Origin of the sequence: Amycolatopsis sp. TNS106 (assembly GCF_019330265.1) — a bacterium.
Classification (GTDB): Bacteria; Actinomycetota; Actinomycetes; order Mycobacteriales; family Pseudonocardiaceae; genus Amycolatopsis; species Amycolatopsis lurida.
This window is the reverse complement of sequence record NZ_CP024972.1, coordinates 1,334,475-1,349,728: the sequence shown is the minus strand read 5'-3', so window position 1 is coordinate 1,349,728 and position 15,254 is coordinate 1,334,475. Positions and strand designations below refer to the sequence as shown.

Here is a 15,254-nt window from a genome sequence, read left to right as displayed (position 1 = left end):
CCTCTATCCAGCTATTCAACCTGATCTGAATAGCGATCGGACGTCCTTCACCGTTTTGTGTTCCACCCGCGCCACCGCCTACCCTGGCCGGTATGGGCGACTTCGGTGTCGAACTGGCAAGGCTTCGCGCACGGCGGGAATGGACCGTACGTGAGCTCGCTCGGCGCGCGAATGTGTCCCAGGGTCAGATCTGCAATCTGGAGAGCGGGCGCCGCAACCCGACGTCCGCCGCGGCTGCGGCATGCGACGCGGCGCTCGGCGCAGGCGGCACACTGATCGAACTCGTCGAGACCGCTCGCCACAACGCACCGGGCGACGGCCCCGTCGAGCTCGACCCGGTCATCGCCGGATACCGGCGGATCCTGGAGGAGCTGAAGGACATCGGCAGGTCCGCCGGTCCTCGATTCGTGGACACCTCGCTGCGGTCCATCGCGCGAATCCTGACAGAGACCGCTGCTCGGGCCGATGCTGACGGGCGCGATGAAATCTGGCTGCTGGCCTCGAAATTCGCCGAGTACACAGGATGGATGACGCAGGAGGCAGGGAACCCCGCCGGGGCGTTGCACTGGACCGAGCTCGCGGTTCGCTGGGGCGCGAACGGCGGAGACGAGACAATGGCCGCTTATGCTCTCGTCCGCAAAGCGTTCATTGCCGAGCACCGCGGCGATGCCGCCACCGCGATCAAGCTGGCCTGCCAGGCGTCAAGCCATCCTGCCGCCACGTCATTGATCCGTGCCCACGCAGCGCGGCGCGAAGCCCAATGTCACGCGTCCGCCGGCGACTACGGGGCCTGCCAAGCAGCCTTGGAGCGCTCGCGAGACCACGCTCGACAGGACAACAAACACGAGGCCCGCTGGGGCCCACGCATCGACAACGGAAACCCACGCCTCATCGAAGCGTCATGCATGGCCAGCCTCCGACGTTTCGAACACGCCGCCGACCTCTTCGCTATCGAACTCGAGCGCCACCCCTCGTACCCACACAACAGCAACTCCCGCACGCGCTTCACGGTCCGGCAGGCCACTGCCATGGCCGGCATCAATCACCTCGATCAGGCGTGCCATGTCATCGAGGCACTCCTGCCCACGATCCGAAAACTGGACTCCGCCACCATCCGGGCAGACTTGGGCCGCTTTGTGGGCCAGGCGCGGACTAAAAAGATCACGCCTGGCCAGCGGAACCTCGTCGAAACCGCGGCAGCCGTCGTGCACGGACAGCGTCCGGCTTGAGTGGTGCGGCGCTGACGCAATCAGTATTCCTGGCTGTCCAAGGTCGTTTGTCTGATCCAGGCCTCGCCGTCCGCTATGGTCGCCAAGATCAGTCTCAGTTCGATAGCATATTGGCCAACCGTTGGTCAAGATCATCGAGAATTGGCCGCGCGAATTGAGACCTACAAGACCCTGCATTTGTTTGTTCTCAACGAAAATCTCGCGATTTTCCGGCAAGCCCACTCAGGCCGAGTGGTTCGAAGTGGTCGACTGAGAGGCTGGTGACGCCTTGGTGGGATTGGACGACTCCGTGGACCAGCAGGGCGGGTGAGCTGCGCACGATCTTCTGCTCCCGGTCCCACAGGCACTGAGTGACCACGATGTTGAGCATGCCGGTTTCGTCTTCGAGGTTGAGGAAGGTGATGCCGCCGGCGGTGGCGGGGCGTTGGCGGTGGGTGGCGGCTCCGGCGACCCAGATCGTAGCGCCGTTCCCGGCCCGGGTGACGGCGGCGGTGGTGAGTGCGCCGCCGGCTGTCGAGATATTCGCGCAGGTATTGCATGGGGTGTTCGTCCGGGGAGATGCCTGTGGCCCAGAGGTCGGCGCGGCGGTGATCTCGGAGGCGGTCATGCCGGGGAGGGCGGGGGCGTCGAGGCCGGAGGCGATGCCGGGCAGGTGGGTGTCGCGGCTGGCGACGGCGGGTCCGGCGTGTGGGTCCCGAGAACTGTGTCACGTCATGCGACCTGCTGATATTCGTGGATCAGTCCGCCGAGCCGATCACGCCGACGAACCCCGTCCCGTGCCGGTCACGCGGCCGGGTACCAGGACTCGATCGGGCGGCCGTTGATTCAAGGAGCGATGGGGCCGATGCCGGTTGAAGTGATCGACATACGCGGCCAGCACTTGCTCCAGGTGACGCTGGTTGACGATGAGTATCCGATCCAGGCATTCGCGACGCACACTGCCTACCCATCGCTCGGCGATCGCGTTCGCCCGAGGAACTCGGACAGGGCTCCGCGGCCCTGTCATGATTTCCGTGTAAGCCACGGATGCTTGTGTGGTTATTCTAATGGATTGGTAGACGGCCGGGGAAGAGGACTACGAGTGTGTTGAGGGCTTGTTTCCATCCCCAGGTTCCGGTTCCTGATGGTCCTCCGCGGTGGCTGGTGATGTTTCGGAGTCCGAGATAGAGAAGTTTCATGGCGGCGGCGTCGCTGTCGAAGTGGCCGCGGTTCTTGGTGAGTTTCCGGAGCTGGAAGTTGATGTTCTCGATCAGGTTTGTCGTGTAGACAACTCGGCGTAGCTCGGCTGGATAGTCCAGGAATGGGGTGAATTCGTTCCATGCGTGCTGCCAGACTTGGACTGCGGCGGGGTATTGGGTGCCGAATTCTTTGTCGAAGTTCTTGAGTGCGATCTCGGCGGCCTCGAGCGTGGGTGCGGTGTAAATGGATCGCATTCCGGCGGCGACTTTCTTGCGGTCACCGTAGGAGACGAACCGCATCGCGTTTCTGATCACGTGGACCACGCATGTTTGGACCACGGTGTCGGGAAAGACGCCGCGGATCGCGTCAGGCAGTCCGGTCAGCCCGTCGCAGCAGGCGATCAGGATGTCCCGCAGGCCCCGGTTGCGCAGGTCGGTGACGACCTTGGCCCAGAACTTCGCGGCTTCGCTGTCGGCGATCCACAAGCCGAGGGCATGCTTGCGGCCTTCGACGTCCACACCGACGGCCAGGTAGGCGACCTTCGTGGTCACCACACCCTTGTCCTTGATCCGCAGGCGGATGCCGTCGACGTAGAGAATCGGGTAGACCTCGTCCAGCGGACGCGTCTGCCACAGAGCGATCTCGTCGGCGACCACCTCGGTGACATTGGAAATCAGTTCCCGAGAGGCGTTCACGCCATAAACTTCATGAAGGTGCGATTCAATATCACGGGTCGTCATTCCACGGAAATACAGCGACAAGATCACCTCGTCGATATTCCCCAGGCGACGCGCGCGTTTCGGCACGATCGCCGGTTCGAACGAACCGTTCCGATCGCGGGGCACCGCCAGCTCGACCGGCCCATTGGTCGTGGACACCGTTTTCGTCGACCGGCCGTTCCGGGAGTTCCCGCCGCCGTTTCCGGCGGGATCTCCTTTCTCATACCCGAGATGATGGGTCATTTCGGTATCCAGCGCGCGTTCGAGCACTGCTTTCGTCATCTGATTCAGCAATTCCTGCACACCCAAAGAACCGCCGCTCGCGTGCGCTTCTTTGACCAGCGCGTCCAATACCCCCGGCGGAAGCGCTCCGGCAAGCACTTCAGCCGACGACGAGCCGGCCGGGCGAGATGTGTTCTCCATCACAGAAAGGGCCTTCCTGGATCGCCAACGACGATCCGATCTTGGTCCATCCGCGGCTTACACGGTTGTCATGACACGGCCGCCTTCGAACTGCCGCCTGCCAACGAGGTCCCGTTCACGAGCCTGCACTCGGTGCCTGGTCGGCCCGTTCCGCGATCAGCGGGACATCCCCTGCTCGAGGGCTGGCACCCACCGTCCACGATGCCGAAGAACGGGGTGGTGACCCAGGTTGCCATTCCCGCCACGGCGTCCCGCTTTCCGGTTACCCGCGACGCGTATCTCTACCTCCCGCCCGCCTACCGGACCTCGCCTCGCCCGTTGCTGCCAGTGCTCGTATTGCTCCATGGACAGCCCGGCGGGCCCCGCGACTGGATCAACGGCGGTCAGATCGCGACGCTGATGGACCGGTTCGCCGCGGCGCACAAGGGACTCGCGCCGGTCGTCGTGATGCCGGACGCCACCGGGAGCGCCTTCGCGAACCCGCTCTGCGTCGATTCACGTCTCGGCCACAGCGAGACCTACCTGACCGGGGATGTCCCCAGCTGGATCAAGAAGACCCTGCAAATCGACCCGGACAATTCGAAATGGGCCGTAGCGGGCTATTCCTACGGCGGAACGTGCGCACTCCAGCTGGCCTTGCGCAAACCGGCGGTGTTTCCCACCTTCGTGGACATCTCCGGCCAAGACGAACCGACCCTCGGCTCGCGGGCCAGAACCGTCGACGAGATTTTCGGCGGGGACGAGCAAGCGTTCCGCCGGTTCAACCCGGTCGACCTGCTCACCACACACAGCTACCCCGGATCCGCGGGCGTCTTCAGCGTCGGCAGGTCCGACTCGGTGTTCTTGCCGCAGCAGAAGCGCGTCTTCGAAGCCGCTCAGCGCAACGGGATCAAGGTGACCTGGCGTGAAACGCCGGGGGCGCACAACTGGCAAGCATGGTCCGCCGGGCTGAGCGATTCACTCGCTTGGCTGGCCGGCCGGATGGGACTGGTCAAGCAGTGAAGGCATCGTTCGGCAAAGTCTCCCGGCTTCCGCTGGGCATCCCCTTCACCACCACCATGGTGGTGCTGCTCTGGCTGATCGGGCTCGCCACCGGGAGCCTGTGGTCCGGGCCGTCCGGCGCCTTGCTGGACAAGGTCGGCTTCGGCTTCGACCAAGCGCTTCGCGGTCAATGGTGGACACCGTTCACCTCGACGTTCTGGTCCGGCGGACTCGCCCAGTACCTCGGGAACACCGTACTCGTCGCGGTCTTGTGCGGATTCGCCGAACGGCACCTGTCGACCGTGCGGACCATGTCGGTCTTCCTGATCACCCAGGTGCTGGGAACGACGGCGACCGCGGTGATCGTCATCGGCTCAGGCGCCGACGAATGGTGGTCCGCCGATCTGCTGTCGGCGGTCGAGGTCGGCCCATCCGCCGGTGCCGTCGGTGTCGCCGTCGCCGCAACTTCCGCGCTGTCCACTGTCTGGCGGAGGCGCCTGCGCCTGATCCTCCTGCTGGCCGTGATCATGCTCGCCTTGTACGTCGGCTCCTTGATTCAGCTGTCCCAGGTCTTCGCGGCTCTGATCGGGCTTGCGCTCGGCATGCTGACAGTACGTAAAAGTGCGGAGGAGCCGTCACCGCCGTCCAGAGGCGAGGCCCGGCTACTGGTGGCCTTGGCCGTCGCGGCTTCGGCGGTCGGCCCGCTGGTCGCCGCGGTGTCTCAGACCGCGAGCGGTCCCCTCTCGGTGTTCCAGTACCTCCTGGTCGGATCGCAACCGGATCCCGGCTTCGTGGATTCCACGTGCGCCGATCCCGGCGCGCTGGTGGAATGCCGCAGGCTGCGCGCCGAGGTCCGGATGAGCGGTCTCGGCTCCGCCCTCATGTCGGTCGTCCCGGTCGTTCTGCTGCTGGTACTGGCCGAGGGGCTGCGCAGAGGCCGGAAGTTCGCCTGGTGGGCCACGATGGCCTTGAACCTCGCGCTCGTCGGGCTCGGCTCCGTACTGTTGACGTCCTATGCGGACGAGCCGTCGCCACGGTCCACAGTGGACTAGGTACAGACACTAGCCCCGCTGGTGCAGCCGGTCGCCATCCTCGTCTTGCTGATGGTGACCAGGGCGAGGTTCGACGTGTCGGCGCCACGGGGTACCTACCGCAGGTTCGCCGGTCTCGCGGCCGAGGCGCTGCTGATCTGTGCGGTCGTCTACGTCTGGGGCGCTTACCTGCTACGCGACCAGTTCGAACCGACGGCGACGATCGGCGGAATCCTCACGGACCTCCCGACCCGGTTCGCTCCGCCCGGCTACCTCGGCGCCATCGAAACGACGGTGCTGCCCAACGGCTGGCTCGCGACGATGCTGCACCAGTGGATCGGCGTGCTCTTCTGGCTCGTCGTGCTCACCGGCGGGTTGATCACGTTCAGGAAGGCCATCGTCGAACGACGCGCGTCCGACCGTGCCCGTGCCCGGGAGTTGCTCGAAGCCCATGGCGGTACCTCGATGTCCCACATGGTCACCTGGCCGGGCAACGACTACTGGTTCGCTCCGGACGGCCAGGCCGTCGTCGCCTACCGCGTCATCTCCTCCGTCGCGCTCACCACGGGCGAGCCGGTCGGCGCACCCGCCGCGAGAGGCGCCGCCGCACAGGAGTTCTCCCGATTCTGCGTCCGCAACGGGTGGACACCGTGCTTCTACAGCATCACCGACGAACTCCGGCAAGACCTGCCGGCGTGGAACTCGGTTCAAGTCGCCGAAGAGACCGTCGTCCCGCTGAAAGGCCTGGAATTCAAGGGAAAGAAGTGGCAGGACATCCGCACCGCGATGAACAAGGCCAAGAAGTTCGGTGTCACCACCGAGTGGCTGTCCTATGCGGACGCTCCGCCGTGGATGTCCGGCCAGATCAAAGCCTTGTCCCGAGACTGGCTGGCAGACAAGGGACTACCGGAAATGAGGTTCACCCTCGGCGGCCTCGACGAGCTCGCCGACCCCGACGTCCGTTGTCTTGTCGCGGTCGACGACGAGCGGCGTGTCCACGGCGTCACGAGCTGGCTCCCCGTCCGCGACAAAGGGCGGATCGTGGCCTGGACACTGGACTTCATGCGCCGCGGCCCGGACGCCTTCCCCGGCGTGATGGAATTCCTGATCGCGTCCATGGTCATCCGCTGCCGCGACGAAGGCTCCGAGTACCTCAGCCTGTCGGGCGCACCACTCGCGCGGCTCGACCGGGACGAACAGACCGCGGTTCTGCAACGACTGCTCGACGTCGTCGGCAAGACGCTGGAACCCGTCTACGGATTCCGGTCGCTCCTGGCCTTCAAGGCCAAATTCCAGCCCACGTACCTCCCGCTGTACATGGCCTACCCGCGGGTGGCGGCGTTACCAAGCGTCGGCAACGCCATCGCCAAAGCGTATCTGCCGAGGATCACGTTCAAGCAAGCGTTCCAGCTGATCGGCAAGGTCATCACCCGCCGCTGAACGGCCCGACCTCGCCCGCGGGGGCCGCTCGACGACCGACTGTCGAGCCACTCGTCGGTTCTCCGTCGAGTGACCTTTGAAACAACTCGTGGCCCGGCATTCCGTCGTAATCCCGGAAGCCCGGAGTCCTCGCTGGAGGCGATAAGCCAGTTCGTGACGTCGTCGGACACGTTCGTGTGGATCGCCTGTGGGGTTCCAAAAGTCGCTCACCGGCGCTGACCAGTGAATTTACGCCACCCGACGCGACCGCTTGACCCCACACCCGCCGTGTCCGGCGAACGGGGGGGGGAACCTCAGTTGTGAACGAGGACCGAAGTGTCTCCGGCGAGGACATAGTACGTGTGGTGGGCATTGATGGTGAGATTGTGGACACGAGCGGGCGCGTCCCTGGCCTGGGTCGCGGTGACCTGCGCCAAGGTACCGGTGCTGGTCCGGAGCCGCGAACCCGACACGAGCTCACTGTTTCAAGGCGCGCCAATTCCGCGCATAATGCACGGCGTACGACCACATGTCGTCGGCGACAGACAGGTGTTGCCGCCGGTACAGCACGTGTTCAAATTGCCGACACAGCAGAATCCCCCGCCGTCACACGACGGCCACTAAGCGGCGGAGGCCGCCGTCAGACCCAAAGCCTGTATCCATCAGACCCCCATGTGCCACATCTTGCTCGTCTGTCACATATCAGCTTGACAGGCGGTCCCAAACTCGCCAAGGTGCCGGATACGCCACAACCTGGTCGGCCGAACTACCACCACAGAGCGATCCCTGAAAGTCGAGGCGTCAGATGTCTCGCGAGGGGACGGCGCCGTGGTGGCGGAGCCGTCCGAGCCCGCCCACTCTGAGAGCAGGGCTCTTCCCGGGGCGTCGCTTCGACTCCTAGAACCGGATGCGTGCCTCAGCTGCTCGAAACGGGTCGTCAATCCGGGGACAGGCGGGGCATCGGCGACGCATGCAACTGGATCGCCACCGGCTGAATTCGTGACAATCGGCGGCATCCCGCCACCAGCCGGGCCGCTCGGGGCATTACCATATTGATCCTCGACCCTGCCCGCCGGGCCAGGCTCCGCAAGCGCCGCGATTCAGCTCGAACCCGTTGCGGTGAATACCGAGACGAACGCGCCGTGCCTTTCCATGGTTGTCGCCGATGAGCACGTCGACTTTTGTATCATCGCTCTCTATCGAGGGGGCGTCGTGAAATCTCTGAACGCTGGTGAACCCACCGAGGTGGGGCGTCACCGGGTGTTCGCCGTGCTCGGCCAGGGCGGAATGGGCCGGGTGCTGCTGGGCCGTTCGCCCGACGGGCGGCTCGTCGCCGTCAAACAAGTACATCCGGGCTTCGCCCACGATGCCGGTTTCCGCGAGCGGTTCCGCCGGGAGGTCGCTGCTTCGAGAATGGTGTCCGGCGCCTTCACCGCCGCGGTGATGGACGCCGATCCCGAAGCGCCGACTCCCTGGCTGGCGTCGATGTTCGTACCGGGTCCCTCGCTCTCGGAGGCGGTGACGGCCGGTGGGCCATTGCCGCCGTCCTCGCTGCGGTACCTGGCCGCAGGGCTGGCGCTGGCGCTCGGAGAGATCCACCGCGCCGGGCTGGTCCACCGCGATCTCAAGCCCGGTAACGTCATTCTCACCGGAGACGGTCCGCGGGTGATCGACTTCGGCATCGCCCGTGCCATCGAGGGCGACTCCGAACTCACCCACACCGGAGCGATCATCGGCTCGCCCGGGTTCATGTCGCCGGAGCAGGCACGCGGACAGGAGATCGGCCCGGCGAGCGACCTGTTCTCGTTCGGGTCCCTGCTGGTGATGGCCGCGACCGGGCAGGGCCCGTTCACCGGATCGTCCACTCCGCACACTCTCTACAACGTCGTGCACACCCGGCCGGATCTGAGCCGGGTTCCGGAGGACCTGCGCCGGATTGTCGAACCCTGTCTGGCGAAGAGTCCCGGTGACCGGCCGGACTCGGCCTGGGTACTGCGTCAGCTCGGCCCCATCGCGCCGGCGGCTGCCCCGTGGCCACCGCCGGTGCCCCAGCTGATCGACGCGCAGCAGGCCGAGGTGCGGGAACTGCTGAACCCGCCCGCGCCGAAGCGCTCCCGACGCGGGCTCTACACCACCTTGGCCGCGGCTGCGGCCGTGCTGGTGGTCGCCTCCGTCGTCGTGGCGGTGAACCTGCCGCAACGGCCCGGGCCAGCACCCACGGCCGCGCCGGCGCCGCCGCCCGGAACGGCGGTGACCACGCCGGTCAACCCGGATCCGCTCGGTCCGGACAACCTGCGCCGGGTCGACCTGTGCAAGGTGCTGGCGGGCTGGGAGGCGCCCATGCTCGGTGCGCTGACGGCGTCTTCGCCCGGACGAAGACTGGACTGCCTTTACGGTGCCCTGAAACTCGATATCGGCCCCAGGTTGATCGAGGGCGTTCCAGCCGGGGAGCTGGAAGGACTGCCGTTGTACACCAGCACCTTCGGCGATTCGTGCGCGGCCGCCGTTCCGGTCGCCGGTCTCCAGAGCGTCGTGCTCCTCACCGAGATCCGCGGCTCTCTCTCCTCGGACGAGAAGTGCACTGTGGTGAAGGCCGGACTCGGCGAGGCGGTGCGGCGGATCCGCGCGGGTGGTCACGGACGCGATATGGCCCCCCAGTCGCTGATCGGGCTGGACCCCTGCACGCTGCTCTGGCCCGAAAGGGTCGCTCGGTTGATCGGCCCCGTGCGGGCCACCGTCCTCGAAGATCTGCACCAGTGCGTCTACGACGGCGACGACACGTTCCGTCTGACCGTGGAGCAGGGGTATCCGCCACACGGACCGGAGCAGGCCGCCGCCGGTGGCGTCGTGCCGGTAGAGGTCGGCGGTACGACGGTGTATCGCGACGAGCGTCCACCGCAGGGGCCTCCGGCGTGTGTCCTGACCTGGCAGCACCGGCCGATGAGCGAGCGCCTCGGTGAGAACGTCAAGGTGACGTACGAGCGTGGAAGCCGCAGGACCATGCAACAAGCCTGCGCCAAGGCCGAGGAGGTCGTCAGTGTGCTGCTCACCTGGTTGCCGAAACCCTAGGACCACTCCGTGAAACCTCTGCGTGCCGGTGAATCCCGGCAGGTCGGTCCCCACTGGATCATCGCCGAACTCGGCGAAGGGGGCATGGGGAGGGTCCTACTCGGACTCGCCCCCGACGGCCGGCTCGTGGCCGTCAAGCAGATCCACGCCGAGTTCGCCCACGACCCCGGCTTCCGGGAACGTTTCCGCCGGGAGATCGCCGCCTCACGCCTGGTCTCCGGCGCCTACACCGCCGCCGTCATGGACGCCGACCACGAAGCCGAATCTCCTTGGCTCGCCTCGATCTTCGTCACCGGGCCCGATCTGCGCACGGCCGTGGACGCGACCGGCCCGCTCCCCGTGGAAGCCGTTCGCCGGCTCGCCTCCGGACTCGCCGCCGCACTCACGGACATTCACCGGGCCGGACTGATCCATCGCGATCTCAAGCCCAGCAACGTCATCCTCTCCAGCGACGGGCTCCGCGTCATCGACTTCGGCATCGCCCGTGCCGCTGAAGAAGCGCAGAACCTCACCCACACGGGTGCCATCATCGGCTCGCCCGCGTTCATGTCGCCCGAACAAGCCGGAGGCGGCCCGATCACCCCGGCCACCGACATGTTCTCCCTCGGCTCCATCCTGGTCATGGCAGCCATCGGACGTGGTCCCTTCAGCGGCGCGTCGGCACCACAGACGCTCTACGACGTGGTCCACACTGAACCCGATCTTTCCAGCGTGCCAACAGAAATCCGGCGCATCGCCGAACCGTGCCTTGCCAAGGACCCCGCCCGCCGGCCCACCCCCGGACAGCTACAGGACTTCCTCGGTCCTGTTCTGTCGGACACCGAACCCTGGCCCGAGGCCGTACACGCCCGCATCCGGCATCAAGAAGCGGAAGTGCGCTCGGTGCTCTCGTTGCCGATTCCCGCGTGGCAGCCTCCCCCGAGACCTTTGCCGGTCAAGAAACGCCGGCCGGGATTGCCCATCACCGTGGCGCTGGTGGTGGTCGCCGCCCTGATCGGCACCCTGATCGTCGTCATCCAGGCGATCACCTCACCACCGGATCCTGGCACCGCGACCATGCCGGTGGCCGAGGCGCTGACCCTGGACCGGCTCCGCCGTGTCGACACGTGCAAGGTGCTCGACGGCCGGTACTCCGAGGACCTCGGCGCGCTGGAGCCGGACTCGAACCCGATGTCACCGGACAGGTGCACTTACAAGGGGCCTAAGGGCCTCTATTTCGATCTCCGGCTCGGAGAACCCGTGGTCAACGGCGGCATCGGCACGACGAACCGCACCGCCGAAGGACTACCGCTGCTGCGCGCCTCCTTCAGCAGGGGTTGCCACTCGCTGATTCCGATCACCGACGAACCGGCGCTTTACGTGATGCTCTACAACGACACGAACGTGGGCGACAAATGTGCGGTCGCGGACAGCGCGCTCACCGTCGTGCTCGCCCGCCTGCGCACCCGCGAAGTCGATCGTCAGGACGACGCGGCCGGTGTACTCCCCCTCGACCCTTGCGCTCTCCCTGACGCCACCGTGGTCGCCCAAACCATGACCGACGTCCGAGCGGTCGCCGCGGGCCTGCGGAACTGCCGGTGGCAGCGGGGAGACGAACAGCTGGACGTGCGAGTCCAGCGGAGCCTGTACATCGACGACGACAACGGTGACCCCGTCGATCTCGGCAACGGAGTCACCGGTTACGTGACCGGTGACTCCGAGTCCTCCTGTCAGCTCTCCTGGCCGCACCGCACCCTCCCGGACGGTGACGCCGAGTACATTTCCGTGTGGCTGCAGGGATACAGCGGTGAACGGGCCTGCGAGCGGGTACGCGCCGTCGCCGCCTCCGTGCTGAACCGGCTTCCGAAGCGCTAGCGGCTTCGGACCCCTCGCCCAAACGTGGCGAGCCGGGCCGGTTGATGCTCCTCTCCTCGAATAGTGAGGCGCGAGAACGGCGGCCAGGTCACCTCCGACCAGCAACCCTCGTCGCGGACTTCCGGATCGCTGACCGGGCCACAGCGCGGGGCCATGCAGCGGTGCCGCCCGCCCGTGCCGGGCAAGGACATGCGCGCGTCGGGCCGCTTCGGCGTGGAAGGCGACCTGGAGCCGTGGCCGCTCCACGGCCAAGATGTGCCTGTATGCCTCCGTGATGGCGTGCTCGAGGCGAGCCAGCGCTGTCCGGCGCGGGGTTCGAAGGTGAAGGTCTGGCCGGCCCCGGACGAGTCGCACGGCAGTTGGAACACTGGTGTCCAGTCGGCCATCGACACGTCGAGCACGCCCAGGCAGAGGTTGCTGTGCGCCGCATGAAGTCGGAAGCCCGTCGATGGGCTCTCACTAGGGACCAGCTGGAAGTCCTCGGCGGCTCCGGTGTCGCAGAAGCCGTTGTACACCGCCGCGCCGGCCTCGACTGATGCCTTCGGCACGCCCATGCAGCCGCCGCCGAACCGTGGATGGTGAGTCAGTATCCGATAGACATCGTCGCGGACCAGGCGCAGCGCCATCGTCGGCATGGCGCGCGCACAGTCGCGCTGATAGACCCGACCGCTGTCCTCGGACAGGCACAGCGTCGAGTGCGCGAGCTTGATCCGGTAGCCACCCGTAGGCGGCAGGGTCTCTGGCGAGACGGCCGCGTGAAGTGCGGTGGACACGCGATCGGGCGGGGAATCCGCGGCGATCAGCATGCTCGCCCCGGCTGCGCATGCCAGGACCGCGAGCCAGGCCGGAACACGACCCTTCTGCGGTGTCGGCGAGGCATTCCCTCACGTCGTCAATGTGGCAAATCGGCTCGACATCGGCGCGGCTGCGGGTGGCGGAAGCAACCCGGCGTCCGCGCGGAGGATACGTTCGTGCAGCTCACGGACAGGTGGGCTGGGGTCGGCGCCAAGTTCCTCAGCCAGTTGCCGTCGCAGCCTGTCGTAGTGGCGTAGCGCCGCGGCCTGGCGGCCGCCGCGTACGCGGCGAGCATGAGAAGGCCGGTGAGACGTTCGTCCAGCGGGTGGTCAGCCAGACCCGGTCGATGAGGCGATCGGCAGAGACGGCTTGGTTGGCATCGACCAGCAGGACGCACAGGACACCGCGCTGTCGGCTGTGCCCTATGTCGACGCGCTCGCCGTACACCCATACTTCGACGTCCCCCAGGACGCCCAGCGTCACTGTCTCCCGTTCATCCCGCTCCCCCGGCCCGCGCCTCGGCGGCCGTGTACTCGACCCTGATCACGACCGACCGCTCGTTGGGCACGGTGAACTCGCTGTCGGGCACGACTTCCATCCGGCCCGCGACGTTGTGCAGGCGCCTGGTGATGTCGTCGATGCGGCCGGCGATTACCCGCTCGTTCCGCTCCGGGCTGCCGGTCTGGCTCGCCCGGCCGGTGATCCGCACCGGTTTCCGCCCGGAAACGATCAATTCACGCACCGGCGCCGGGAGGGACGCCCACCACTCGTTCACCCCCAGAATGCCGTCGTTTCCGGACCTGAACCTGCCCTCGGCGGAATAGAAGATGGTCTTCATTTTCGTGATCTTCGGCGGGATCCGCACCCGGATGTTGACCGCGAAGCTGCACGTGACCGAGGTGGTGCCGCTCACCGTCATTCCGACCGCGTGCGAATTGGCCTCGCTCACCGCGTAGCTGCCGCCCGTGGTCAGCGATCCCCCCACTCCGCCCGGGGTGGCGGCTCCGGTCCCCGATCCGGTGAGCGTGGTGGTCGTCGTCCTCGTTCCGGTGTCCGTCGTGGTGGTGGACTGGAGCGCCAGGAAGACGACGCTGACCGTCAGAGTGCCGGAATTCTCGCCGTCTAGCGAAGTGATGGTCGGAACCCCTTCGAGGTACCCGGCGGCACCGATCGTGCCGCCGGGAGTGGTGTTGGCGAAGGCCACTCGGCCTTCCGGTGTCACCGTGAAGGGCGCCGAAACCCAATAGTCGATGGGACCACCACCGGCGTGGATGTGCCGTTCGTTCGTGCCGTAGAGCCTGCCGGGTTCCTGGACGATGCCGTGGTGGTGCCAATACCAGGGCAGCCGGAGCTGCACGGTTCCCGTCGCTCCGGGATCGACTTCGACCGTCTCCGTGGCGTTGCTGAGGAACCAGGCCGGATGACTGACCGAGCGGTTCCCGTCGGCGACGTCGACGGACGCGTTGGCGTTGACCATCACGCTGCTGTCGTTCGTCCCGCCCCAGCCGGCGAAGGTACCTCGCTTGTTGACGTCGCGCTGGACGGTGAGCCCGGGCTTCTTCGCCCCGAGATAGGCGGTGACGGCTTTGTTCCCGGCGAGGCGTTGCAGGTTCGCCACGTTCGCCACGCCCGGCAGCACACCGGGCGGGAGCTTGTCTTCCGTGGCCCGGGGACGAGTGCTCCGGTCGCGGGCCGGACCGGACGACCCGAGTCGTTGCCTGTCGACTTCGCGCTCATTCATGAATGCGGCACCTCGCCAACGTGAATTGCCGGAGATCGAACTTCACGCACGTTCCCGCAGAACAGCACAATACCGTCACACTGTTCGGGGCTCGCCGATCTGCCGGGGCGTCACAATGGGCACCATCGGCTTCCCTGTCGGGCAGACGCCACCCGGACGGGTCACTTTCAGGGGAACACTCGACTGCCGACGAACGGCCGGAAAACATGCCGCTCCGCGTTCGAGTCCTCTTGGACCACCATTGCGCGAGCCCGGATGGCCGGACGAACTGGACGCAGCCCGTGTCGTCTACACCCATGGGTGCGACGCCATTCCGGAGGACATTTCGGAGGCGGTCATCAGCGAAGTGCGCTACCTGCTCACCGTCCGACCGGGCCTGACCTCGACGACCGTGGGCGGGGAATCCGTGGCGTTCGCCAGCCCAGCCGCGACGATACCGCCGGCCTGGACACGGGCGGTCGATCGGTACCGGCTCCACCGCGGATCATCACATCCAGCACCGACAATCCAGGCAGGCCGAAGACCTCAGTTTTCGGGAAAACGCGCGCCGGTACCTTGCCATAGACCCGATGATGCCTTCCTTGGTCCGGCCAGCGAAGTCTCGGACTCCGGGCGGCAACTGTCGGTGAATCGGCACGGACGACGGTGGCGGCACTGTCAACCGGCTAATCTCCCCTCCCCGGACTGGCACCCTGGGACGGAATTCGAAGAAGAATTCATGATCGCTCCAGTGTTCATGGTCCATGCCTGTCACCCCGCCCACCAGACGATCGCGGCGGCTCCCCTCAGCCAGACCGGACAACTACCGATCGTC

Annotated in this window: 13 protein-coding genes; 6 read left to right on the top strand and 7 right to left on the bottom strand. The window is 66.4% G+C overall.

From position 1 onward, the window contains the following. Positions 1–92 precede the first annotated feature (92 nt). On the top strand, positions 93–1,229 hold the full coding sequence (locus tag CVV72_RS05960; RefSeq protein WP_219151421.1) for a helix-turn-helix domain-containing protein: 1,137 nt from the start codon (positions 93–95) through the stop codon (positions 1,227–1,229). Positions 1,230–1,416: 187 nt separating this feature from the next. Here the strand turns inward: CVV72_RS05960 and CVV72_RS05955 are convergent, their stop codons facing one another. From CVV72_RS05955 to CVV72_RS05945, 3 genes are all read right to left on the bottom strand, one after another. Continuing rightward, positions 1,417–1,836 carry an OB-fold nucleic acid binding domain-containing protein gene (locus CVV72_RS05955; protein ID WP_219151420.1) on the bottom strand — a complete coding sequence of 140 codons (420 nt, stop codon included), beginning with the start codon at positions 1,834–1,836 and terminating at the stop codon, positions 1,417–1,419. Positions 1,837–1,983: 147 nt separating this feature from the next. Beyond that, positions 1,984–2,235, bottom strand: coding sequence for an integrase core domain-containing protein (locus CVV72_RS41915; protein ID WP_370641948.1), 252 nt, complete (start codon positions 2,233–2,235; stop codon positions 1,984–1,986). Positions 2,236–2,272: 37 nt separating this feature from the next. Continuing rightward, a complete protein-coding gene (locus CVV72_RS05945) occupies positions 2,273–3,550 on the bottom strand; it encodes an IS256 family transposase (protein WP_219151418.1) in 1,278 nt (425 codons plus the stop codon). 219 nt (positions 3,551–3,769) lie between these two features. Here CVV72_RS05945 and CVV72_RS05940 point away from each other — a divergent pair, with 219 nt between their 5' ends. From CVV72_RS05940 to CVV72_RS05930, 3 genes are read left to right on the top strand one after another with little or no spacing between them, the layout of a single operon-like run. Beyond that, positions 3,770–4,552, top strand: coding sequence for an alpha/beta hydrolase family protein (locus CVV72_RS05940; RefSeq protein WP_219151417.1), 783 nt, complete (start codon positions 3,770–3,772; stop codon positions 4,550–4,552). Beyond that, complete coding sequence (locus CVV72_RS05935) at positions 4,549–5,583, top strand: rhomboid family intramembrane serine protease (RefSeq protein WP_219151416.1); 1,035 nt, start codon at positions 4,549–4,551, stop codon at positions 5,581–5,583. The genes CVV72_RS05940 and CVV72_RS05935 overlap by 4 nt, the downstream gene beginning before the upstream one ends. Positions 5,584–5,604: 21 nt before the next feature. Then, entirely contained in the window at positions 5,605–7,002 is a 1,398-nt protein-coding gene (locus CVV72_RS05930) for a bifunctional lysylphosphatidylglycerol flippase/synthetase MprF (protein WP_219151415.1), read from the top strand. Between the two features lie 293 nt (positions 7,003–7,295). Here the strand turns inward: CVV72_RS05930 and CVV72_RS41910 are convergent, their stop codons facing one another. Continuing rightward, positions 7,296–7,454: a polymorphic toxin-type HINT domain-containing protein gene (locus tag CVV72_RS41910; RefSeq protein ID WP_219151414.1), complete on the bottom strand. Its 159-nt coding sequence runs from the start codon at positions 7,452–7,454 to the stop codon at positions 7,296–7,298. A gap of 739 nt (positions 7,455–8,193) precedes the next feature. On the opposite strand from CVV72_RS41910, the gene CVV72_RS05920 reads away from it, so the two are divergent. Both CVV72_RS05920 and CVV72_RS05915 read left to right on the top strand, forming a co-directional pair. Continuing rightward, positions 8,194–10,050, top strand: coding sequence for a serine/threonine-protein kinase (locus tag CVV72_RS05920; RefSeq protein WP_219151413.1), 1,857 nt, complete (start codon positions 8,194–8,196; stop codon positions 10,048–10,050). A 9-nt stretch (positions 10,051–10,059) separates the two neighbouring features. Beyond that, entirely contained in the window at positions 10,060–11,904 is a 1,845-nt protein-coding gene (locus CVV72_RS05915) for a serine/threonine-protein kinase (RefSeq protein ID WP_219151412.1), read from the top strand. On the opposite strand, the gene CVV72_RS05910 is transcribed toward CVV72_RS05915, so the two are convergent. The 3 genes from CVV72_RS05910 to CVV72_RS05900 form a co-directional block, all read right to left on the bottom strand. Further along, positions 11,901–12,710 carry an RICIN domain-containing protein gene (locus CVV72_RS05910; protein ID WP_219151411.1) on the bottom strand — a complete coding sequence of 270 codons (810 nt, stop codon included), beginning with the start codon at positions 12,708–12,710 and terminating at the stop codon, positions 11,901–11,903. The two genes, CVV72_RS05915 and CVV72_RS05910, sit on opposite strands and share 4 nt — an antisense overlap. Positions 12,711–12,788: 78 nt before the next feature. Next, positions 12,789–12,926 (bottom strand): hypothetical protein, encoded by a 138-nt coding sequence (locus CVV72_RS41505; protein ID WP_255632755.1) that lies wholly within the window; start codon positions 12,924–12,926, stop codon positions 12,789–12,791. A gap of 266 nt (positions 12,927–13,192) precedes the next feature. Continuing rightward, the gene (locus CVV72_RS05900; protein WP_219151410.1) at positions 13,193–14,440 is read right to left on the bottom strand and encodes a hypothetical protein; all 1,248 of its coding nucleotides are present in this window, start codon (positions 14,438–14,440) and stop codon (positions 13,193–13,195) included. Between the last annotated feature and the right edge of the window lie 814 nt (positions 14,441–15,254).

Bases quoted from the DNA above. Each gene is read 5' to 3' on its own strand.
- CVV72_RS05960 (WP_219151421.1), top strand. From the start codon at position 93: ATGGGCGACTTCGGTGTCGAACTGGCAAGGCTTCGCGCACGGCGGGAA.
- CVV72_RS05955 (WP_219151420.1), bottom strand. From the start codon at position 1,836: ATGACCGCCTCCGAGATCACCGCCGCGCCGACCTCTGGGCCACAGGCA.
- CVV72_RS41915 (WP_370641948.1), bottom strand. From the start codon at position 2,235: ATGACAGGGCCGCGGAGCCCTGTCCGAGTTCCTCGGGCGAACGCGATC.
- CVV72_RS05945 (WP_219151418.1), bottom strand. From the start codon at position 3,550: ATGGAGAACACATCTCGCCCGGCCGGCTCGTCGTCGGCTGAAGTGCTT.
- CVV72_RS05910 (WP_219151411.1), bottom strand. From the start codon at position 12,710: ATGCTGATCGCCGCGGATTCCCCGCCCGATCGCGTGTCCACCGCACTT.
- CVV72_RS05900 (WP_219151410.1), bottom strand. From the start codon at position 14,440: ATGAATGAGCGCGAAGTCGACAGGCAACGACTCGGGTCGTCCGGTCCG.